Here is a 21,308-nt window from a genome sequence, read left to right as displayed (position 1 = left end):
TCTCTATTTATTTGAAGAGACAAGGACTGGAATGAGATTTCTTTTTTATAGGGGTATAAAAAGTGTCTATCACGTATTATAATAGCCATAGCTATCTATATTATAAATGAGGTGACAAGATGAAAGAAGGTATGCTTTTTAGAAATGAGCAAGGATACTTCGCACTAGATGATCAAACATATTGGGCTGGTGGGGAAGATATTACAATCTTTGAAGAAGATGAACAAGAATGGTTAGAAGGAAAAGTAGAGGAAGACGAATTTGGAGAATACTATTTTACAGATGGTTTCTTAGTTGTTTACCTCTATGAAGGCTTACCAGTTAGAGCCTAATAGATATTTGAAATATAGCATATAAAAAGAGCACCTCCAGTTGGAGGTGCTCTTTTTAAGTTATCTCTTATAATCGAAAAAATTGTAACTGTAGAAGATAGCAAGTATGCTGAGGTTTGTCTAAGAGATTTTATTAAAAAGGATAACATAAATTCTTTTTATTAAATAGTTGTATAAAGAAATAATCTAAATTAATATATATTTGATTAAATATTAAAAAAATAATAAATTAGAGAGGGAATTATAAAGTAGATGATTTTACTTTAGAAATAGAGAAAGGCATTATACACTTTATTATAAGTGATATTTCTTTAAAGAAAGAGGTAAGACTTGAGTCAAAAGTACCTGTTGAGTTAGGGGAATGGGTAGAGATTAAACTCATTTATCATGATGGGACTTACATCCTTTATATAGGGGATGAAAAGGTAGATGAGATGCAAGAAGAGGGATTGGAAATCAATACTAGAAATAGTTTATTATTAGGAGCAATCAAAAATCATGCAGGAAGTAGTCATACCCATTATTTTAAAGGTGAGATAAGAGTGATAAAGCTAGAAAATCATTTTGAGGAAAGTTACTAAATAAAAATGTAAAAGTCACACCTATACAATTTTTCTTTGAAACAACTGCATAGGTGTGGCTTTTTGCTGTAGAAAAGAGAGTGTCTTATTCTTTATAAGTATATCTGGTATTAACTAGATAAGTCGTACTAACCATGGTGCAAAGGTGAGACAGAGAATAAGCATGAGTCTTACAAAGTAAAGGGAATAGCGGTAAATAATATGGATAAATAAAAATAAAAGTATGAGTGCTAAAGCGTATTCTATAAATTTTATATAAGGAAAATGATAAAAATAGAATCGATTTAAAAACCTTCCATAGTTGCGTAGAGCAAAAAAATATAGAGTAATATAGGTGACTTGTTCTGAAGTGCTAATTGGCATAAAGGCTCCTTAGTTTTTATTTCAATGTATGCAAGGATTATAAGAGAAATGAAAGAAGGGGTAAAATATTTTGAAAAGTTTATAATAAGTGATAAAATATAGTATGAACTGTATTTAATAATTAAAAAACTGTGGGGATAGAAAATGAAAAATATAAGAAAAGTTGTTTTTATTATGACAGATACTCAAAGAAAAGATATGGTGGGATGTTATGGACACCCGCAAATGAAGACACCTTATATTGATGCTTTAGCTGAAGAGGGAATAAGATTTGATCGGGCTTACAGTGCACAACCTGTGTGCCAACCTGCAAGAGCAGCTTTATTTACAGGACTTTATCCACATTCTACTGGGGGATGGACTAACTCTATGGGAATAGGCCAGGATGTACAGCACATTGGGCAAAGACTAACAGATCATGGTATACATACAGCATATGTTGGAAAATGGCATCTAGATGGTGGAGATTACTTTGGAATGGGTAGATGTCCAGATGGATGGGATGCACAGTATTGGTATGATATGAGGACATATTTGGAAGAGCTTACACCAGAGGAAAGAATAGCTTCAAGAGATCCTAATACCATTCATACAGTGGGTGTGGAAAAAAGCTTTACTTATGGGTATAGATGCACGAATAGAGCCATTGACTTCTTAGAAAAACATCACGCAGAGGATTTCTTTTTAGTCGTATCTTATGATGAGCCTCATGATCCTTATCTGGCACCAGAAGCTTATTCAGAGGCATATAAAGAGTACAGAGTACCTGTTACACCTGCTCATTTAGATAATTTAGAGCATAAACCGCAACATCAAAAAGTATGGGCAGGTTTAAAAAAGGGGGAAGTAAAACGTAGTCAGGAAAGGATAGATGAAGCAACCAACTATGGAAAGGGTATAGGGCATCAACTTTTGTTTGGTTGTAATACTTTTGTAGATGAAGAAATTGGTAGGGTAGTAGAAGCTATAGAGCAGTATGCACCAGATGCACTTATTATTTATACGAGTGACCATGGCGTATTCTTTGGAGAACATGGACTTTGTGCTAAAGGACCTGCTATGTATGATGAGATTACGAATATTCCACTTATTATGAAGTGTAAAGGTTGGGAGCAAAAAGGGATAGTAGACTCACATCCTGTTTCACATATCGATTTGGCTCCTACTATTTTTGATTTCATGGGCGTACCTATACCAAAAATGTTTGTAGGTCAAAGTCTTAAAGAACAAATTAGGACAGGAAAAAGGGTTAAAGACCATATATGTATGGAGTTTGGAAGGTATGAGGTAGACCATGATGGTTTTGGGGGGATACAGATTGTAAGGGCTATCTTTGATGGAAGATATAAGCTAGTTATTAATTTACTTACTTCTGATGAGCTTTATGATTTACAAGATGATCCTTATGAAGTGAATAACCTTATTGAAAATACTAAATATGAAGCTATACGTAACAAGCTCCATAATGCTTTATTAGAGGAAATGAATCGTACAAGAGATCCATTCCGAGGATATTACTGGGAGGATAGGCCATGGAGGACAGATTCTGCAGAGCCTACCTGGAGTTATACTGGATTTACAAGACAAAAAGAGAACGAGGAATATGAACCAAGGCAGTTAGATTATACAACGGGTTTAGAAATGAAAGAAGCGGTACGAAGTAAGTAGAAAAGATTATTAGGTTTATTTAACTATAATGAACAAAATCCCTAGTCTTAAGTAAAGGCCTAGGGATTTTGTTCATTATTTTTATATAGACATTTAAAGGATCAGGCTTGTGATAGCTGAATAAAGCATATAAATAGATACACCTATTGAGAGAAAAGCGACACTACGTTTAAGGAGTTTAATATTAATCTTACCAGCTATTTTGGCACCTGTAAGGACACCTATAGATTGAAAGAAGATACTTGCTAGAATAAGTGGCCATAAACTTGTAAGGTCGCACTGAGCTATATACCCTATGCAAGCTGGTAGTGCAATGAAAATAGAGTTAAATAAACTTGTTCCTACAGCTAGTCTAATAGGCATACCCAGACTTACCATAAGAGGCATGACAAGAACAGGACCGCCTGCGCCTGAGAGGGAACAGATTGTACCTGTTACAATACCAAGTAGTATGGCAAAAGGTATGTGATTGAGTAAGGAATGACTAGGTAGTTCTTGGGTCTCATCTGTTTGGGTAGCATCTTTTTTTAATAAGATGGATAAACCTGAAAAAAGTACAACAAGATAAAGAAGTATTTTGGCAATAGGCATTGGAATGAGTAAGTTAAGCTGTACACCTATAAGGCCCCCTATTAAACTTCCTATGCTTAAGACAGTACCAGATTTTAGATGCACTTGCCCATTTTTGTGATACTTATAGGCACCTATAACACCAGAAGTTAGGAAGGAAGTAAAGCTTAAGGCAAGAGAACTGCTAAGAGGCATTGCTAATAGGCCTGCATAGGTAATTGGAAGCAGAAATCCAGCAATGCCTGATATACCTACCAATACACCTACAATTAGGTTGGCCAAACTAAGAATAAAAAACATAAATAACCTCCTATTATGAGTTTAGTGCAGAGAAATATTTTTTGGCATGATATAAGATGCGTTCTTCATCTAATGTAAGAACGTGACGGTCTTTCATGATAAGTTTACCATTTACAATCATATCCACTACATCATTAGCGTTAACACTTTCAACAAGTGTATTGACTAGATTATGTGTAGGATAAAGGTGTGGCTGATCAATGTTAATACCGATTAAATCAGCTTTATAACCAACTGTAAGCTGGCCTGTATGATGACTTTGTTTAATAGCTTCAGAGCCTCCTTGTGTAGCCATATGTAATAAAGTCTTTGCTGGCATAATGACAGGATTACTTGTCTGAATGCCATGAGTCACATTCATAACAGAGCGGAAAATCTTCATTTCATTCCAAAGACTCATACCACCATGAGCTGTGCCATCTGTACCTAAGGCAACGGTAATTCCCTTTTCTAATAGGCTAGGTGTAGGAGGGACAGCTTTACCACAGTTGCTAAATGGACAGTGAGCAACTTTAATATTGTACTGAGCAAGTATGCTTTTCTCTGCTTCAGAAAGCATAAGGCTATGAGCACTAAGGAAGTGAGGACCAAGTACACCAAGTGACTCTAGATACTCTAAAGGACGCATTTTAAAGTGCTCAAGGCAGTAATTTACTTCATTACCATACTCGTTCATATGAGCATGCACACCTGTATCAAGTTCACTGGCTATACCAAAAGTTTCTTGGATAAGCTCAGGTGAGCAAGAAAGAATAGAGCGAAGTGAGAAGAATACTTGAAGTAAGCCATCATTTTTTAAATGGTAAGCATCATAAAGTACTTTAGTACGTCTAGTAGCTTCTTTGGTAGAAGTCTTCATAGTATCAGGCACATTACCTTGGTCTATTGTAGAGTAAGTCAGTACGCCGCGTAGACCAGACTGAAGATAAACTGTAGCAGCTGTATCCATAAAGCTACCACCGGCATCAGCAAAGGCTGTTGTGCCAGATTTAATCATTTCAAGTGCGGCAAGCTGGGCACTAAGCTCTACAGTATCAGATGTAAGGCTACTTTCATAAGGCAGCATAATGCGTGTCCAAATCATAGGTAACTCATCTATAATGCGACCGCGTAAAAGTTGTTGATTAGTGTGCATATGAGCATCAACAAGGCCAGGCATATAGAGCTTATGAGCCCCATCTCTTATAGAGGAAGCGGTATAAGTATTAGCTAGAGTAAAAGCATCCTCTATAGCTACTATTTTTCCTTCGCAGATTGCAATACTTTGATTTTCTAGGATAGTATAATCTTTTGTTAAAATAGAGCAGTTTTGGATGATAAGGTCACAAGTTTGTTTTTGTATAGACATGAGAGAATTCCTTTCTAAATAGCATGAGTCAGCTTAAGTACGATCTGAGAGATAAAAGCAGAACCTACAAAAGTACCTGTCATAACTAAAAGACCAAGAATGACCATCTTCCAGCCTTGTTTAGCAAAAGTTTTTACTTCGCTACCAATAGAGATACCGGCAAAGGCACCGACAATAGTAAGGGGAGCTGTAAAGTTGATTTTAGATGTAGCTTCAATAACATAGCTTGCCACAGGTGAAATAGGACAAGCTAGAAGTAAGCCTAAAATAGAGCAATAAGCTACAATAGGCAGTTTGAATGGTAAAAGTTTACTTAGGATAAAAGCAATAAAAGCAATACCAAGTAAAATAAGTGTACCAGGTAGTGATTCTAAAAAGGCTACTTTAAATCCTACAAAGTTAGCTGTGATAATACCTAGTCCAACAATAAGTAATAGTACTATGTGTTCTTTATATCTCATTTACATGTCCTCCGATTTAAGTTGAGTTTTTTGAGATTTACCCCATAAATTGCCGATTTTAGGCTCTAAGAAATTATAAAGTTTATTACATAATGGGATAGCTATAAATAAGCCAACATAAATACCTGTAATACCAGAGATTGTTTCACTCATTCCAGCGAGGGCTAAAATCTGATCAGCTTGAGCAGGATAGATTTCTACAAGGCTAGATGTAGCAGATGCCATCATAATTCCCGCACCTACCCCTGATGCCATACCAAGTGCATAAGGATGAAATAGCTCAGTTGCAGCACAGATTGTAGCTAAAAATCCAAAGTAAATGGTTCCAATCATACCACCTACAATATAAATGGAAAGGCTACCTCGCATTTCATCAGAATCAGGTCCGTACAGATTACTGATAAGAGCTAGATTTGTTTCCCTGTTAATAGAATGTGTAGCACCAACAGCTTCACGTTTCAGGCCAAGCAATATAGCAAATGGAAGAGCTAAGAAAATAGTACCTAAGTTACCAATCTCTTGTAAGAGAAGGGCAGGACCTGCTGAAATGACTTCAGACAAATTGGAGCCTGCTGAAATCCCAAGTTTAGCCACAAATGGACAGATGGCTATAATAACTAGCTTAGAAGCTGCTTTTACTTCTTTTTCATTAAAGATTTTAAGAACATGAGGGCCTTGTATAATACCGAGTAAAAGTGCATAAAAAATAGGGAATAAAAGAAGTTGTCCAGGTCCTATAGGGAGCTTAATCTGGCCGATAGAGTCAGCGATAATAATCATTATAAAAGCAGCAATATAAATTTTATATTCTGCTTTAAATCTTTCTTTTGTCGAACAATAAGTATAATTCTCCATTGTAACCTCCTGCGTGTTTTTTTACTTAATATTTAAATATATAATAGTGTTTAAGATTGTTTTATCATACTTGAAAAATAAAAATAAAAAAAGGACAAAGGGGAACATTTATTAAAAAACTTTAAAAAATAGTTCGAGTTTATTATAATAAGATAAACTAGATTAAATGATAAAATAAGACAGTGGGGGATTTTTATGTCATTAGAGGAATTATTGATTAAAGTGCCAGAGCTCTATCCCTATATTGAAAACATGCCGGTATCTATTAAAGATAAATATGTCATTAAGACCATTCCAGCAGGTACTTTAGTTCATCAGAAAAATGATGAGCTTAATTATTTTGCTATTGTGTGCACAGGTGAGCATAGGGTCATTAATGAATTTGAAAATGGGAACATCTTTATGATAGAGAAAAATGAACCTATTGATTTTATAGGGGAGGTTACCATTTTAGCAGGTATGCCCACAACCTCTGTAACCATTGAAACATTGACAGACTGTATTGTACTGCAGATTCCTAGGGAAGATTTTGAATACTGGATTACAGTGGATAATCAGTTCTTAAGATTAGTCTCACAAAAAGTTGCTTATAAATTATATAGATCCTCTTATAATAGAGGTGCTAAGCTTTTTTATCCAGCTATCTTCTTTTTAATGGAGTATATTGTTCAATATGCCAAAACAAAAAATATACAGAAAGGGCAGCAGATTACCATTCATAAAACGAGAGAAGTTCTTTCAGAAGAAATGTGTATGACGACTAAGACACTTAATAGAAGTGTAAAGAAGCTTAAGGAGCAGGGACTTATTTGTATCCATAAAGGGAAAATATGTATACAGTACACCCAGTATGAGACTTTACTAAAAGAAATGCACCATATTTTAAAGCAAACAATTTAGCTATAAAAGGGACTTAGTTTAAAAAGGATTTAATCTAGGCTATAATAAGAACCATGTAAGCTAAAAAATAAGAAGTAATACGGTGATTATAAATGTTAAAACAAAAAATACAAGACTTCTGTAGTTCTATAGGTCTAGATACTGTAGGATTTATACCTTGCAGGACGTTTCATGAATTAGAAGTATTTTATACAAATAGACAGAAGCAGAACTTACAAAATGAATTTGAAGAGCAGAATATAGAAAAGCGTATAAATCCTAACTTTTATATGGAAAAAGGCAAGACTATTATCTCTATAGCTTTTCCTTATTATGATGAAGAGGATGAGAAGATACAGTCAAATGGCTTTTCTATTTATACCAAAAGGCTTGATTATCATAGAGTAGTTAAAAAATATTTAGATCAGGTATGTGAGTATATTGAGACGTTAGGCGGAGAAGCAATTAGCTTAGTGGATAGCAATTCTTTGCCAGAAAGGTATATTGCTTACTTAGCAGGAATAGGCTTTATTGGCAGAAATAATATGGTTATTACTAAGAAGTATGGTTCTTATGTGTTTTTAGGTGAGATTATAACAGATTTAGAGATAGAGTGTCAGGATCAAAGATGCTTTGAGGAACTAGCAACATATAAAGAGTGTGGAGATTGTGACCACTGCATTCATGAATGCCCAACTAAATCGATTAATAAAAAACGCATTAATCCAAATATTTGTCTTTCCTATATGACTCAGAAGAAAGACTTAAGTGATAAAGAAATTCAGTTATTAAAGGGGAATGTATTTGGGTGCGACTTTTGTCAGCTTCAGTGTCCTTATAATGAAAAGACAGAAAAGATTAGTTTAGAAGAGTTTAAAATGCTGGAGCATATGAATGATGAAGTAGCTATTTATGCAGGGATGGATAATAAGTATTTTAAAGAAAAAATAGCTCCTACTTCTTGCGGGTGGCGAGGCAAAAATGTGATTAGAAGAAATGCTCTTATTCATATGAGTCGGGAAGGTCATGATATTGAGGCTTTCAGGGGAGATTCTCCTTATATTAATGAGTATATTGATAGGCTAAATAAACTAAAGAAATAAATGAGGTCCCTCTAAGTGCAGAGTATTCTATTATCTGCATAAGAGGGACTTTACTTTTATAGAAGAAAAGATGAAAGCTAGAAAAGCAGTCATAAATTTAGGGAACGCTTATTATAATAAGGTAACAGGTTTTTTATACAAGCTTTTTATAAAAGTTAAATTGAGTCTAGGGGGAAATAAAATGAGTAAAGCGTATTTTTGCAGTACATGTAAAAAGATTTTTAATGAAGGTAATCCTTGTAACTGTCAAGAAGAGGGATGTGTAAAAGAGCTAAAGTTAGGTACACCTGTTAATGTGACAGGAACTAAATTAAAAGGTAAAGTTTATAGGATTAAAAAGGATGAGGTAGAGGTACTTATTACAAGTAGTAAAAATAGAAGCATTAAAGCTTATAGGCTCGAGCAGATTAGGAAGGTTTTATAAAAAAAGTTTATAGAGTACTAAAGTTTATAATGTACATATAAAAAGCACTGAGGTTATACCCGATGACCTTGGTGCTTTTGTCATAAAATGGTTTGAAAATGCACATATTAAGAACTAATCAACTAAGAACATAAGATAAAAGTAAGGAGCAAAATATATGAATCAAATCAACTGGTTAGACATAGGCTTAAGCTTTATCGGTGGATTAGGGCTCTTCTTATTTGGAATGGAATATATGGGAGAAGGCTTACAGAAAGCAGCAGGGCCTAAAATGAAGAAGCTCCTCAGTATTCTAACGAGTAATCGGTTATTAGGTGTACTAGTAGGAGCAGGGGTTACAGCACTTATTCAAAGTTCATCTGCGACAACTGTTATGGTAGTAGGTTTTGTAAATGCCAGTCTTATGTCCCTTAAGCAGGCTGTAGGGGTGATTATGGGAGCTAATATTGGAACTACTATTACAGCATGGATTGTGTCATTAGGGGAATGGACAAGTTTCTTAAAGCCCTCTGTACTTGCACCCTTATGTATTGCTGTAGGTATAGCTTTAATTATGTTTGCTAAAAAGCAAGGGGCTAAGCATACGGGCATTATTCTCTTTGGTTTTGGTACACTTTTTCTAGGTCTAGATATGATGAGTGATGCGGCTAAGCCACTTAGGGAATTAGAAGCAGTCAAAAATATGTTTGTTGTATTAGGAAGCAACCCTATACTAGGTATCTTAGCAGGAGCAGGTGTAACAGCTATTATCCAGAGCTCTTCAGCTTCAGTAGGAATCCTACAGGCACTAGCTTTAGCAGGACTTGTACCATGGAATTCAGCTATCTATATTATTCTTGGCCAGAACATAGGTACTTGTATTACAGCTATTCTTTCTAGTATCGGTGCTAATATTAATGCCAAAAGGGCAGCAGCGATTCACTTTATTTTTAACTTTTTAGGATCTGTTATTTTTGGAATTTTAGCTATTGTAATCTTCACTTTTATAGCACCAGGTTTAGGTAGTCAGATGATTGATGTAACACAAATTAGTATTGTTCATACCATTTTTAATGTAGTTAATACCTTACTACTCTTCCCATTTGCAGGTAGTTTAGTTTATTTAGCAGAGCATCTTGTGAAAGGTAAGAATGAGGCGAAGCCCGGAGAATTACAACACTTAGATGAACGTTTGTTTGAAACCCCTTCTTTTGCTGTGGAAAATGCAGTCAAAGAAGTAGTACGTATGGGAGAAATTGCAAAAAATAATATGGAAGTTGCTATGCAAGCGTTATTTGAGAAAAATAGAGATAAAGTGCAAGAGGTTTTTGATACAGAAAGAGAAATTAATGAATTGCAAAATGGCATTAATCAGTATCTCGTTAAACTAAGTAATATATCTTTAACAGAAAAGGAATCTTTAAGAGTCACTAATTTATTTCACATCGTAAGTGATATTGAAAGAATAGGGGATCATGCAGATAATATTGCTGAGCTTGCTGCCACTATGATAGAAGATGACTCTAAATTCTCTGATGAAGCGAGAAAAGAACTGACACGTATTAATGAGATGGGGATTCAGTGTTTAGAGACAGCTCTAAAAGCTTATGAGGTTACTGATGATAGGTTAGCTAAAAAGGCCATGGTTTTAGAAGATCATGTAGATAAGCTAGAAAGTAATATGCGTACGAATCATATTAAAAGATTAGTGCAAAAGGTTTGTGAGCCTATGGCAGGGATCGCTTTTCTAGATACTTTAAATAATATAGAACGTATTTCAGACCATGCCTCAAATATTGCACAAGTTGTATTAGAAGAAATATAAAATAAAATGCCTTGTTCTATTCGGCACTAATAGAGGATAGGACAAGGTACTTTACATATAAAGAACTTTGGCTATATAGAAAAATTATGCTAGAATTATAGAGTTAGATAATCATAGAAAAATTCATTTAAATAAATATAACAAAAGAAAGAGGGCAATATGGCAAATAATAAAATAGACCGCGTCATGAATCTATATACCTTTTTAAAAGCGTATCATAGCATGAAGAGTCCGGTTATTACCAACCAAGAAGACAGGGAATGGCTAGAGCTACTCAAAACGTGGCCCAAACATCCTTGCATTGAAACAAAGTGGCAAAACCAAGTAATAGGTGAGCCAATCTGCATTATTAAAAAGCCTACAGAGGACATGCTCTTAAAAGAGAACGTGGCTGTCGAAGTAGAGGGGATTTATAACAGAATTTATAGCGTTTATACAAGGCTAAAAAAAGAGCCAGAAATACTCGAGCTTGTTTATGGCAATGGACAATTAAAAGTAGAAGGAATGGATGCTATTGACCATCCATTAGTTTTACAACCTGTGACTCTAGTTTTTGATGCAGAGTCTGAAAGTTTTTCGTTTGTACTCACAGATAAAGCACCAGAATTGTATCAAGGGTTATTAGGTCTTGTAGAAGGTATAGAGGAAGAAGCAGTTATTGAGTTTATCAAGCTTTTCCAAAGTCAAGCAGTAAGCCCACTGGAGCCTAGTGAAATACAGACATTCTGCATGAAAGTGCGTGAGCAGTTTAAAGAGGACTCGGGGATTACACTAGAGGCAAACTATCCAACACTCTTTTTAAGAAAGAAACAGCTAGGTTTTCAGGTAGCCATTGATTATATTTTAGAAGACTTACAGAAGAAAAAGCAGATTACCCCTTTTATTGCCGATATTGTAGGGGCAGGAGATGCTGTAAGAAAGAATCAAAATGCCAAAGAAACTATGAAAAAGCTTGCTTTAGATGTGAATGGTATTGATCAGAAGATTTTATTTACTAAACCAGCTAATAAAGAACAGCTTTTAGTAGCTAAGCATTTAGAAAGAAATGAAGCTGTACTTGTACAAGGGCCACCTGGTACAGGGAAGACTCATACTATTGCCAATATGATTGGGCACTTATTAGCAGAAGGGAAGCGTATCTTAGTAACAAGCTATAGCGAAAAGGCGTTAGGCGTAGTTAAAGAGCATGTTATACCTGAACTGCAGACCCTTTGTATCAGTCTTTTAAAAGATGCAGAAAGCCGAAAAGAATTAGAAGCAACTTTAGAGGGCATTCATCATGTACGTGCTACCTTAGAGAGAAGTGAGTTATCTAGACGTGTAGCCATGCATGAGAAAAATAGAGAGGCTTGCCTTAGAAGCTTAGATAAATTAAATGGTGAACTTAAAAATAGTAAGCTTGTGGAATACACACCAATCAAAGTAGCAGGCAAAACCTATAAACCTTTAGAAGCAGCGCATTATATTAATGAGAAGAGAGCGACATGCAGCTGGTTACCGGGTCCTGTAAGACAAGGCTCTTTACTCCCTCTTAGCGAAGAGAAAATTCAGGAGCTTTATCATATTAAAGAGAGCCTTACAAAGGAAGATAGCCTTATTTGTAGTTTGGATATAGATATGGCAAATATCTTGACAGCTGAGGAGTTAAAACAATACATAGAAGTAGAAAAGGTTTTCAAAAAGAAAAAAGAACCAAAGTGGCTTACTTACTTTAAAGAAGATGAAAGCTTATACGAAGTAGAAGCTCTAAAAGAATTAATAGCTAGCATTAAGCTTATTAAAGAACAGGTCCATTTAGAAGCACCTTGGTGTATGGCGACTTTAGAAGCAGGACGAGAAGATAAGGCGAAAGAGCAGTGGCAAACTTTGGCTGCACAGATTAAAGAAGTATATCAGCTTAGCCTAACTTATGCAGATGAGATGATGGCTTATGAGCCTAAAATTTTACCAATTGATGAGAAGATTAAGCCATTAGACCTTTATAGTCAGATTAATCAGAAGCTACAAAGTTCAGGTAAGCTTTCTAAGATGACCCTTCTTTTAAATCCTCAAATGAAAACCCTTATTCAGGCAAGTCGCATCAATAACAAGCAGCCAGAGACTATGCAGGAGTTTGAAGTACTCATCCACCATATGGTGCTTAAAGAGCAAAGAGAATCTCTAAAAGCAAGATGGGAAAGACAAATGGTACCACTAGGTGCACCTGCTATTAAAGATATGGAAGAGCCATTTGAACTTACTTGCCAGAAATATGGTGAAGCTATTCTAAAATACTTAGATTGGTATAAAAAGAAATGGCTCCCTATTGCGAGACAGCTAGCTCAATATGGTGTAGATATAGAAGGGCTTATGGAACAGCAAGACTTTACACAGAGCAGTTATGGTCAGGTACATTATCTTTACCATACAGTCATAGAAGAAGTTTTACAGGTGCTTGATTATCAAGTAGCAAGATGTGAGAAGCTTAAAGTAGCTAGAGAAAAAGAGAGCTTTGAAAAGTGGTTAAACAATTTAACCTTTATTAAAGAAAGTAACATTTTAACAGCGCTTAAAGTCTCCTTAAAGACAAAAGATTTAGAGCAGTACCAAAAAGCCTATGAAGATTTCCTAGAAGCAAGAACTAAAAAGAAGCAAGTAGCTAGAAAAGCAGAACTTTTAGATAAACTAGCTTTTGCAGCGCCGGGATGGGCAAGTTACTTAGAGGCTTTCAAAGAAGAAGGCGAAGAAATTATTGTACCAACTGGTGTAGAAGAGGCATGGCTTTGGAGACAATTCGTAGATATATTAGCAAAGCGTCACGAACGAAATGCTAATGTGATTAAAGAAGAGATGCAGGAAGTAGAAAAGCGCTTAAATTATCATACCAAACAACTTGTATGTGACAAAGCGTGGTTACACAAACTTGTGGACTTTGATGCTAACCGTAGTGAGATTCAAGCTATAGAAGGCTGGAAACAAGTTATCCTGAAAATGGGGGCAGGCAAAGGGCGAAATCGTGAACTTCTTAAACAAGAGGCAAGAAAGCTTATGCCAAAATGCCAGAAGGCTGTACCTGTATGGATCATGCCGCTTGATAAAGTAGCTGAACACTTTGACCCAAGAGAAAATGTCTTTGATGTAGTGATTATTGATGAGGCAAGTCAAGCAGATGTAACAGCACTTATTGCTTTATACCTAGGTAAGCAAGTTCTGATTGTAGGGGATGATGAACAGGTAAGCCCATTAGCTGTAGGAGAAAATACAGAAGAGATTGAACGTCTTATTAAAACTTACTTAGAAGATGTGCCAAACCATTATCTCTATTCAGGACGCTTTTCAATTTATGACTTAGCACAGCTATCAGGTTACCAACCAGTTAGATTAAGAGAACACTTTAGATGTGTCCCAGAATTGATTGGTTATAGCAATCAGCTGGCTTATAAGGGGCAGATTGAGCCATTAAGAGAAAACTCTAAAGTCCTAAAACCAAGTATTGTCATGAATTATTTACCGGAAGGTAAGGAAGAAGGGCAGATTAATAAGGTAGAGGCTGAGGCTATTGTCAATCAAATTTTAGCATGCTGCACCAATGATCTTTATACAGGTAAAACTTTTGGCGTAATCAGCTTAAAAGGGGATAAACAAGCGGCTTATATAGATAGCCTACTGCAAAAAGAAATGACAGCTCGTGCTTATGAAAAACGTCATATCTTATGTGGTGGTCCAGCGCACTTCCAAGGTGACGAAAGAGATATTATCTTTATTTCTATGGTAGATGCTAAGGGAGATAAAGAAACACTTCGCCTTATGACTTATGGCAGTGATAATCTTTATAAAAAACGTTATAATGTAGCTATGAGCCGTGGACGTGACCAAGTGTTTATCATGCATTCCTTTAATCCAGATACAGACTTAAAAGAAGAGGATATTCGTAAGGAACTCTTTGCATACTGCCGAAGCTGTGGTAAAGAACAGACCTTAGAAAAGAAACAGTTTGAAGAAGAATTAGTGCCATTTGAACAGGAGATGAAGACCTTATTAGAAGGAAGAGGCTTTAAAGTACGCAGCCATAGTCCTTCAGGTGCATGTCTTACAGGTCTTGTTATAGAAGGAGAGCAGAGGGAAGTAAGACTTGTATGTGAGAGTGAAAAATATCAAGAGGGCACAGCTTTAGAAGAAGAAATCAATCGCCTTGCTGTTCTTGAACGTATTGGTTGGGAGATGGTTTATGTGAGTGCATCACGTTTTTACCAAAATCCAGAAGTAGCATTAAATCAATTGGTAGATGAAATACAAGAAAAAATGAAGAGATAAAGTCTATAAGAGTCCAATATTAGGTGGTGACATATAATGAATACACAAAAATTAACTTATGGAGGAATGCTATCAGCCCTTATTGTAGCAAGCACAGTCTTTGTTATGATGACAGGAATTGGGTATACTTTCTATCTAGATTTGGCACTGCCTATTCTTATTGGCCTTGTCTATATGAAATGCGGCTTTAAGTATACGAGTCTATGTGGAATAATTTCGGTGAGTATTATTTTCTTTGGACTTGGAAATCTTCCAACAGCTATATGGATGATTCAAAGTATTATAATAGGACTTATTTGTTCGGTAGCTATTTTTAGAAAGTCTACTTTAATGGATGATTTACTATGGTGTTCTATTGGTGGGGCTTTTATCGTTATCTTTATTGATATTTATTGCGAAAATATTTTAGGCATGAGTATTATTAAGGAGTTATGGCAGACATTAGAATCCTTCCCGGTACCGGATGTGACAAAGGAAGTCGCTGTCTCTATAGGGCTTGCTAGTTTACCAGTAGGAACAAGTCTTATTACTTATATAGGTATTTTATTAGCTGCTAGTAGATTGCACTTATTGAATGGACAAGCTAAATATAAGTTTAAGGTAATTAAAAATCTTAAAGTATATGGCGGTTACTTATGCTGTTCTAGAAGCATCACAAATAGATGGACCATTTACCTTGTTGGCATTCAGTTTCTTATGTTATTTAAACTGCCTTTATATGTTAAGACTGTACTCGGTACTGTGCAGTGGATTGCGCTTTATTTTGTACTAAGAGATGCTCATCATTTTGTAAGTAAATATGTTTATACAAAGACAAAATCTATAGGCCTTACAAAAGGAATGGGGTTAGGCATTTTTATTATGCTCTTTAGCAGATTTAGATTAACAGCAGTAATTTTAATAATAGCAGGATTTATAGTAGATACGCTCTATCATGTAAGAGACCAGCAGATTAAGATCCTTAATAGTCAGATAGCCTAGAATATAAAATAAAAATATAAATAAGTTATTTTAATTACACAAAATATTTACTATAATCTAAGATAAGTGTAAATTATTCTGTACAAATAGAAGTTAGAGCACTTATAAAAGGAGAAAAGTTATGAGTAAGTATTTTGTTGGGTATGTAAATAAAGGACGAATGGAAACAGTAACAGATGAGCAGGCTAGAAAACTGACTCATCTTAATATTGCCTTTGCACCAATGGTAGGGGATATTACGGTGATGGAATTAGAAGAAGCGCACATTAAAGAGCTTGAGCGTATCAAAAAAGCTAATCCAAGCCTTAATATTTTAGTTTCTACAGGTGGTGGCAATAACCATGGACATGGAGAAGCAACGAGGACGCCTGAAGGACTTATGAAGTTAGTAGCCTCTACAATGGACATTGTAAAAAGATATGATTTAGATGGTATTGACTGTGACTGGGAGTTCCCTGGAGATACAGGTATTACCGAAGAAAAGTATCAGCAGACAGCTTTGTTTAAAGCTTATAGAGAGTCGTTAGATGAGTTAGGCGAGAAGACAGGTAGAAAATACTGGCTGACTACAGCAGCGGGAAGTGGGCAGTGGTATTTAGATCGTACAGAAATACATACAAGCCATGCCTATTTAGATTTCATTAACCTGATGACTTATGATTCTAATACGGGAGGCAAGATAACAGGTCACCACACCAATTTATATGAGCCAGCAGGAGATGGTATTAGACCTCATAGTGCTGATTATCATATAAGATTGATGGTGTCAGCTGGTGTACCTATAGAGAAAATTCTAATAGGTGCAGCTTTCTATTCACAGCAGTGGAATCATGTGCCAGATGTGAATCATGGTTATCGCCAGGAGTCAACAGAGCTTAATAACTGGGGACCAGGCTATACAGAGATTGTAGAGAAGTATGAAAGCAAAAATGGCTATGTGAAATATTTTGATGAAGCAGCAAAAGCTCCTTACCTTTTTAATGGTAGTACATTCTTCTCTTATGATGACAAAGAGTCCGTTAAATGTAAATGTGAGTATGCAAAAGCACATCATATGGCAGGTATCTTTTACTGGGTACATGATGCAGATGTAAAAGGTGAACTCTTTGATGTGATTTATGAAAATCTATAAATAAAAAACATATATCAGTTTAAAATAACCTCTAGGAGTCTATACGAATAGGGGTTGTTTTTTTGTGAAGAAAAGTCGTCAAATGGAAAAGGAATTTAAAATACTCAAGCAGCAGTTAGGGCAAATTGAAGAGATTGCAGCCTATACGAGAGTTTCACAGCTCTGGAGCCATGAGGCCGCCGTGCGTAAAAAGCTAAAGGTACTGAAGCAGATGGAAGGCAAAGGCATAAAAGGATTCGACGCTATTTATGAAGGGTATAGAACTTTATTAGATAATCTATCACAGCGTATATTAGAAGACTATAACGAGAAAAACAAAAAGGCTTATAAACTTTCTGAAATTATTGCAGAAAATCCAGAGGAATATTTAAACTCCGGTATTTTGACAGTGCTTATGAAAGTGCATATTCCTAAAAAAATCGCACATGCCTTTGAAATACACTTTCCAGCTAATCCAAAGGATGAGTATACCCTTGCAAGAGGCATGAAGCGTAAAGTCTATCTTCACCTAGGGGATACCAATACAGGTAAAACTTATCATGCGATTAAGCGTCTTATGGAAGCGGATTCGGGTATATACCTGGCACCACTTCGTATATTGGCATTAGAAATTTATGAACGCCTTAATGATGAAGGGGTTAAATGCAATTTACTTACTGGCGAAGAAGAAATGCTAGTAGAAGGGGCTAGGCATATCAGTTCAACTGTAGAGAAGCTTAATATAGATAAACATTATGAGGTAGCTGTAATAGATGAGATTCAGATGATTGGTGACTCTCAAAGAGGTGTTGCATGGACAAGAGCACTATTAGGACTTCAGTGCAAAGAATTACACATTTGCGGAGCAAAAAATGCCCAAGACTTACTTCTTAGAATACTATAAGACTGTCAGGATGTTATAGATGTTAAAACTTATATGAGAAATGTGCCTCTTGAGGTAGAGGAGCAGTATTTCGACCTGAAAGGTGCTATGGCGGGTGATGCCCTTATTACCTTTTCTAAAAAGCGTGTACTTGAGCTGGCTAAACGCTATAAAGATAGGGGGATAAAGACTAGCATTATTTATGGAGATTTGCCACCAGAAGTGAGAAGACTTCAGTATCAGGAATTTATTACAAGAGAAAATGAACTACTTGTTTCGACTGATGCTATAGGCATGGGTGTTAATCTGCCTATTAGACGTATTGTATTTATGGATATTAAAAAGTTTGATGGAGATGAAGTTAGATATCTTACTTCACAGGAAGTGAAGCAGATTGCTGGACGGGCAGGTCGTAAAGGCATTTATGAGGTAGGTTATGTGAATGCAGCAGGAGGGAAGGCTGGCTTTATTAAAGAAAGTATTTCTTGTGAAGATGAGCCTATTGGTGAAGCTGTACTAGGTCCTAGTGAAGCTTTACTTGCCATAGAAGAATTGCCTCTTAAAGAGAAGCTAGCCTTATGGGCAACAAGGGAAGAAAAAATTCCCTTATATCGTAAGATGGATGTAAGAGATTATTTGATTATTTTAGATAGGATTAAAAAGTATAAGCTGAGTGAATCAGTGCAGTGGAAACTTATGAAATTGCCTTTTGATGTAGGCAATGAGGTACTGTGTGATACCTTCTTAGAGTTTGTTAGTGAGTACTTTATAAGAAAGAGTGCTACACTTACTAAGCCAGTAGAAGGAGAGAGGACTTTAGAAAACCTTGAAACCTATTATCAAAAGATTAATCTGTATTATTCTTTCTCCAAGAATTTTGGCCTAGAATTTGATGAAGAATGGGTTTATGCAGAAAGAGAAAAGATTAGTGAAAAAATCAATCAGTTATTAGTCAATATAAAAATTAATTAAGGAATCAAGCAGAAGGTATAATAGGATAGAAAGAGAGAATAAAAAATAGAAGATAAAAATTAAGAGGAGTGAATGTAAAGTTAAATTTATATTCACTTCTCTTATATTACACTTTGGTCTTAAGCCTTACAGTCTAGAGATCATAGTGCTTAAAGGGTATTATTCTGTAAGTATATATGTATGAATAATATGCTGGATATCCCCTTCGGGTTTAGTTGTAAAGAGGCTCAGCTCTCTAGTCCAAGCATCTTCTAGTGCATACCAATCAATAAGATTTTCAGTACCACGTGAGAGGGCATGGAAGTAAGTTTGCCATCTTTTGTAGTAGAAGTCTAGTGTGAGTCCGGCCCATTCACGACATGCATAGTCTCTTAGAAGCTTGGAACCTTCTTCATTGCCCCATAAAGTAATAAGGCGTCTAGCATTAAATTCTAACCATTCTTTTTCTTGTGATGTAGTCGCTTTAGCCTTTGCCAGCTCTAGCCAGTTACCAAGAAGAAATTCTTCTCTTGTACTAAGGAGTGCATCTTGTACTTTAATAAGATTTAAGAAGTCTTCTTGAAGTGCGCTATTATGGAAATCTTGTTGAAGGTCAGAGTAACAGAGTCTTGCTTTATCTGCTATCACTTGCCTTGCAATATCAACTAAGTCATATAGATAGCCATCATAATTCTTAAGCTCATTATAATCTTTTATAAGAAGTTTAAGGGCTTCTTTAACTTCATTAAAATCGTAGTAGTAAGTATCGGGACCCCAGGTGGTAACATTTTTAATATTTCTATGGGGTCTTGCACAGATAATAGATTCACAGGCTCCTTGCTGTTTAATTTGACAGTTATAGATACCATGTAGGAGAAGTTTCCATGCTTTAGAGGAATTAGAAGTAAGTTGGCCATAACGTCTTGTAAGGTAGGTTTTAATCCAGTCTTCTTCAGAAATAGCATCTGTTTCCCATATTCTATCTAATAGTGCTTGATAGATAATAGGATTAGTCCCAATGCCTTCAGGAGCCATACCAATTCCTTGGCAATAACGAAGCGTTTTATCACTAGCGAGTAAAGCTGTGCTGTTTAGGATGTTTTTTAGGTTGCCAAATAGGCCTTGTTTACCCCCAAAGTTATTGATAATGCACCAAATCCAAGGTGTTTGATCAAATTCATTGGTTTCATTAAATCGAGGCTCTGATTCACCCCAAAGGTCTAAAATAAGTACTTTATTATGATCAAGTAGCTCGAGGACACCTTGTTTTGGATTACCACCCCATCCTTGCATCACCCAGATACCATTTTGTATATCACGCTCTAAAGCGTCTTGTATAGCTTTAGCATTGGTACTTAAATTAATATGATCAGGTGCACCGAATTCATGGAAAAGGTCCATGCCAAAGTACTTGGTACGTGTACCAAATAGCTGACTTTGATGTTTGTAGTAAAGATGAGCTACTTTTTTAAAGAGGTTATGTTCAGGTAGTAGAATATCTGGACTTTCAAAACCACACCAAATCCCTTTATGAATGACTTCAGTGTTAAAACGTTTTTTAAAGTCTTGTGGCACCATACCAGCATAGCCAGGAAAAACGGGTTCCATGCCTAGCTCAAAAAGTCTGTCATTTATTTTTTGTCCTAAGGCAATTTGTTGTTTATACCAGCTTAAAGGAAGAGGGCCACCCCAACTGCTCATATTTTCCATGAAAAACCATGCGAAATAACTAGGACCACATATAAAATGTCCCACCTCTTCTTCTGTATAGCCAAGCTCTAGAAGTAATTCACGGTAAACAGCTTCTTGACCTACAATATTTAGCATCATATTGATACCATGCATAGCCATCTGATCAATTTCTTTTTCCCATTCTTTAAAGCTCCAGAAAGCCATAGAATAACTGAATGTACAAAAATTTAAGTTGTACCTGTAGGTAAAAGGTGTTGTTTTATAAATAGGTGTATCGAGCGTTGGAAAAGCTTCAGTAGGGAGTATTTTGCCGTAATAGGTCTCGATTTCTAGGCCTAATACGTGTTTAATAAAATAGCCAAAGGCACTGCAAGCACCATTTAGTGTATTAGATTGAATATAATACTGATGATTACAAGAGCTTAATTTAAACCATTCTTCTTCATTGGGCTCACGTTTAGTAAGTTCAATTTGGAAATAATTACTGATACCTTTAGAAAAACGTTCCATTAATGAATAGATAGATTGTATTTGTCCCATTTTTAACCTCATAAAAGTTTAAATTTATTAATTTATTCTATGTTAGTATGAAATGTTTATATTTGTCAATTGTCATTTATACAATTATTATAGGTGATATATGAATATAATGTTGAAAATTTTCAATATTAACAGTAGTATAATAAGTAGTTTGGTAGGACGTTAATAG

At 35.6% G+C, this 21,308-nt stretch carries 16 protein-coding genes and 1 pseudogene; 12 read left to right on the top strand and 5 right to left on the bottom strand.

Annotation, left to right across the window (positions count from 1 at the left end; translation table 11 throughout):
- The first annotated feature begins 119 nt into the window (after nt 1-119).
- The 3 genes and pseudogenes from H8718_RS08555 to H8718_RS08545 all read left to right on the top strand — a co-directional run bounded on the left by H8718_RS08555 (nt 120) and on the right by H8718_RS08545 (nt 2,944).
- Nucleotides 120-332, top strand: coding sequence for a DUF5348 domain-containing protein (locus tag H8718_RS08555; RefSeq protein ID WP_249332583.1), 213 nt, complete (start codon nt 120-122; stop codon nt 330-332).
- 263 nt (nt 333-595) lie between these two features.
- Nucleotides 596-913: pseudogene (locus tag H8718_RS08550) on the top strand (LamG domain-containing protein); the annotation flags it as partial.
- Between the two features lie 507 nt (nt 914-1,420).
- The gene (locus H8718_RS08545) at nt 1,421-2,944 is read left to right on the top strand and encodes a sulfatase-like hydrolase/transferase (RefSeq protein ID WP_249332582.1); all 1,524 of its coding nucleotides are present in this window, start codon (nt 1,421-1,423) and stop codon (nt 2,942-2,944) included.
- Between the two features lie 93 nt (nt 2,945-3,037).
- Here the strand turns inward: H8718_RS08545 and H8718_RS08540 are convergent, their stop codons facing one another.
- From H8718_RS08540 to H8718_RS08525, 4 genes are read right to left on the bottom strand one after another with little or no spacing between them, the layout of a single operon-like run.
- Nucleotides 3,038-3,814, bottom strand: a complete 777-nt coding sequence (locus tag H8718_RS08540; RefSeq protein WP_249332581.1) for a sulfite exporter TauE/SafE family protein — start codon at nt 3,812-3,814, stop codon at nt 3,038-3,040.
- Nucleotides 3,815-3,827: 13 nt separating this feature from the next.
- Entirely contained in the window at nt 3,828-5,162 is a 1,335-nt protein-coding gene (locus tag H8718_RS08535; RefSeq protein WP_249332580.1) for an amidohydrolase family protein, read from the bottom strand.
- A 14-nt stretch (nt 5,163-5,176) separates the two neighbouring features.
- A complete protein-coding gene (locus tag H8718_RS08530; RefSeq protein ID WP_249332579.1) occupies nt 5,177-5,623 on the bottom strand; it encodes a hypothetical protein in 447 nt (148 codons plus the stop codon).
- Nucleotides 5,624-6,478, bottom strand: a complete 855-nt coding sequence (locus tag H8718_RS08525) for a DUF3100 domain-containing protein (RefSeq protein WP_249332578.1) — start codon at nt 6,476-6,478, stop codon at nt 5,624-5,626.
- Between the two features lie 195 nt (nt 6,479-6,673).
- Between H8718_RS08525 and H8718_RS08520 the strand changes: the two genes are divergently transcribed.
- The 9 genes from H8718_RS08520 to H8718_RS20795 all read left to right on the top strand — a co-directional run bounded on the left by H8718_RS08520 (nt 6,674) and on the right by H8718_RS20795 (nt 18,928).
- On the top strand, nt 6,674-7,378 hold the full coding sequence (locus H8718_RS08520; protein ID WP_249332577.1) for a Crp/Fnr family transcriptional regulator: 705 nt from the start codon (nt 6,674-6,676) through the stop codon (nt 7,376-7,378).
- A gap of 92 nt (nt 7,379-7,470) precedes the next feature.
- Nucleotides 7,471-8,460, top strand: a complete 990-nt coding sequence (gene queG / locus H8718_RS08515) for a tRNA epoxyqueuosine(34) reductase QueG (RefSeq protein ID WP_249332576.1) — start codon at nt 7,471-7,473, stop codon at nt 8,458-8,460.
- A gap of 181 nt (nt 8,461-8,641) precedes the next feature.
- Entirely contained in the window at nt 8,642-8,884 is a 243-nt protein-coding gene (locus H8718_RS08510) for a hypothetical protein (RefSeq protein ID WP_249332575.1), read from the top strand.
- 157 nt (nt 8,885-9,041) lie between these two features.
- On the top strand, nt 9,042-10,688 hold the full coding sequence (locus H8718_RS08505; protein WP_249332574.1) for a Na/Pi cotransporter family protein: 1,647 nt from the start codon (nt 9,042-9,044) through the stop codon (nt 10,686-10,688).
- A gap of 159 nt (nt 10,689-10,847) precedes the next feature.
- Nucleotides 10,848-14,981, top strand: a complete 4,134-nt coding sequence (locus tag H8718_RS08500) for an AAA domain-containing protein (RefSeq protein ID WP_249332573.1) — start codon at nt 10,848-10,850, stop codon at nt 14,979-14,981.
- 36 nt (nt 14,982-15,017) lie between these two features.
- Complete coding sequence (locus tag H8718_RS08495) at nt 15,018-15,962, top strand: YybS family protein (protein WP_177671598.1); 945 nt, start codon at nt 15,018-15,020, stop codon at nt 15,960-15,962.
- 121 nt (nt 15,963-16,083) lie between these two features.
- On the top strand, nt 16,084-17,094 hold the full coding sequence (locus H8718_RS08490) for a glycoside hydrolase family 18 protein (RefSeq protein WP_249332572.1): 1,011 nt from the start codon (nt 16,084-16,086) through the stop codon (nt 17,092-17,094).
- Between the two features lie 64 nt (nt 17,095-17,158).
- Nucleotides 17,159-17,977 carry a DEAD/DEAH box helicase gene (locus H8718_RS20800; RefSeq protein ID WP_330597613.1) on the top strand — a complete coding sequence of 273 codons (819 nt, stop codon included), beginning with the start codon at nt 17,159-17,161 and terminating at the stop codon, nt 17,975-17,977.
- Nucleotides 17,978-18,010: 33 nt separating this feature from the next.
- Nucleotides 18,011-18,928, top strand: a complete 918-nt coding sequence (locus H8718_RS20795; RefSeq protein ID WP_330597612.1) for a helicase-related protein — start codon at nt 18,011-18,013, stop codon at nt 18,926-18,928.
- Between the two features lie 159 nt (nt 18,929-19,087).
- On the opposite strand, the gene H8718_RS08480 is transcribed toward H8718_RS20795, so the two are convergent.
- Entirely contained in the window at nt 19,088-21,139 is a 2,052-nt protein-coding gene (locus tag H8718_RS08480; protein WP_249332571.1) for an alpha-N-acetylglucosaminidase, read from the bottom strand.
- Nucleotides 21,140-21,308: the final 169 nt, after the last annotated feature.

Source organism: Zhenhengia yiwuensis, from assembly GCF_014384995.1.
In the GTDB taxonomy this organism is placed as follows: domain Bacteria; phylum Bacillota; class Clostridia; order Lachnospirales; family Cellulosilyticaceae; genus Zhenhengia; species Zhenhengia yiwuensis.
The sequence above is the reverse complement of the archived record's forward strand: the minus strand, read 5'-3'. Positions and strand labels throughout refer to the sequence as shown.

Bases quoted from the DNA above. Each gene is read 5' to 3' on its own strand.
- H8718_RS08555 (WP_249332583.1), top strand. From the start codon at position 120: ATGAAAGAAGGTATGCTTTTTAGAAATGAGCAAGGATACTTCGCACTA.
- H8718_RS08545 (WP_249332582.1), top strand. From the start codon at position 1,421: ATGAAAAATATAAGAAAAGTTGTTTTTATTATGACAGATACTCAAAGA.
- H8718_RS08540 (WP_249332581.1), bottom strand. From the start codon at position 3,814: ATGTTTTTTATTCTTAGTTTGGCCAACCTAATTGTAGGTGTATTGGTA.
- H8718_RS08535 (WP_249332580.1), bottom strand. From the start codon at position 5,162: ATGTCTATACAAAAACAAACTTGTGACCTTATCATCCAAAACTGCTCT.
- H8718_RS08530 (WP_249332579.1), bottom strand. From the start codon at position 5,623: ATGAGATATAAAGAACACATAGTACTATTACTTATTGTTGGACTAGGT.
- H8718_RS08525 (WP_249332578.1), bottom strand. From the start codon at position 6,478: ATGGAGAATTATACTTATTGTTCGACAAAAGAAAGATTTAAAGCAGAA.
- H8718_RS08520 (WP_249332577.1), top strand. From the start codon at position 6,674: ATGTCATTAGAGGAATTATTGATTAAAGTGCCAGAGCTCTATCCCTAT.
- queG (WP_249332576.1), top strand. From the start codon at position 7,471: ATGTTAAAACAAAAAATACAAGACTTCTGTAGTTCTATAGGTCTAGAT.
- H8718_RS08510 (WP_249332575.1), top strand. From the start codon at position 8,642: ATGAGTAAAGCGTATTTTTGCAGTACATGTAAAAAGATTTTTAATGAA.
- H8718_RS08505 (WP_249332574.1), top strand. From the start codon at position 9,042: ATGAATCAAATCAACTGGTTAGACATAGGCTTAAGCTTTATCGGTGGA.
- H8718_RS08500 (WP_249332573.1), top strand. From the start codon at position 10,848: ATGGCAAATAATAAAATAGACCGCGTCATGAATCTATATACCTTTTTA.
- H8718_RS08495 (WP_177671598.1), top strand. From the start codon at position 15,018: ATGAATACACAAAAATTAACTTATGGAGGAATGCTATCAGCCCTTATT.
- H8718_RS08490 (WP_249332572.1), top strand. From the start codon at position 16,084: ATGAGTAAGTATTTTGTTGGGTATGTAAATAAAGGACGAATGGAAACA.
- H8718_RS20795 (WP_330597612.1), top strand. From the start codon at position 18,011: ATGAGAAATGTGCCTCTTGAGGTAGAGGAGCAGTATTTCGACCTGAAA.
- H8718_RS08480 (WP_249332571.1), bottom strand. From the start codon at position 21,139: ATGGGACAAATACAATCTATCTATTCATTAATGGAACGTTTTTCTAAA.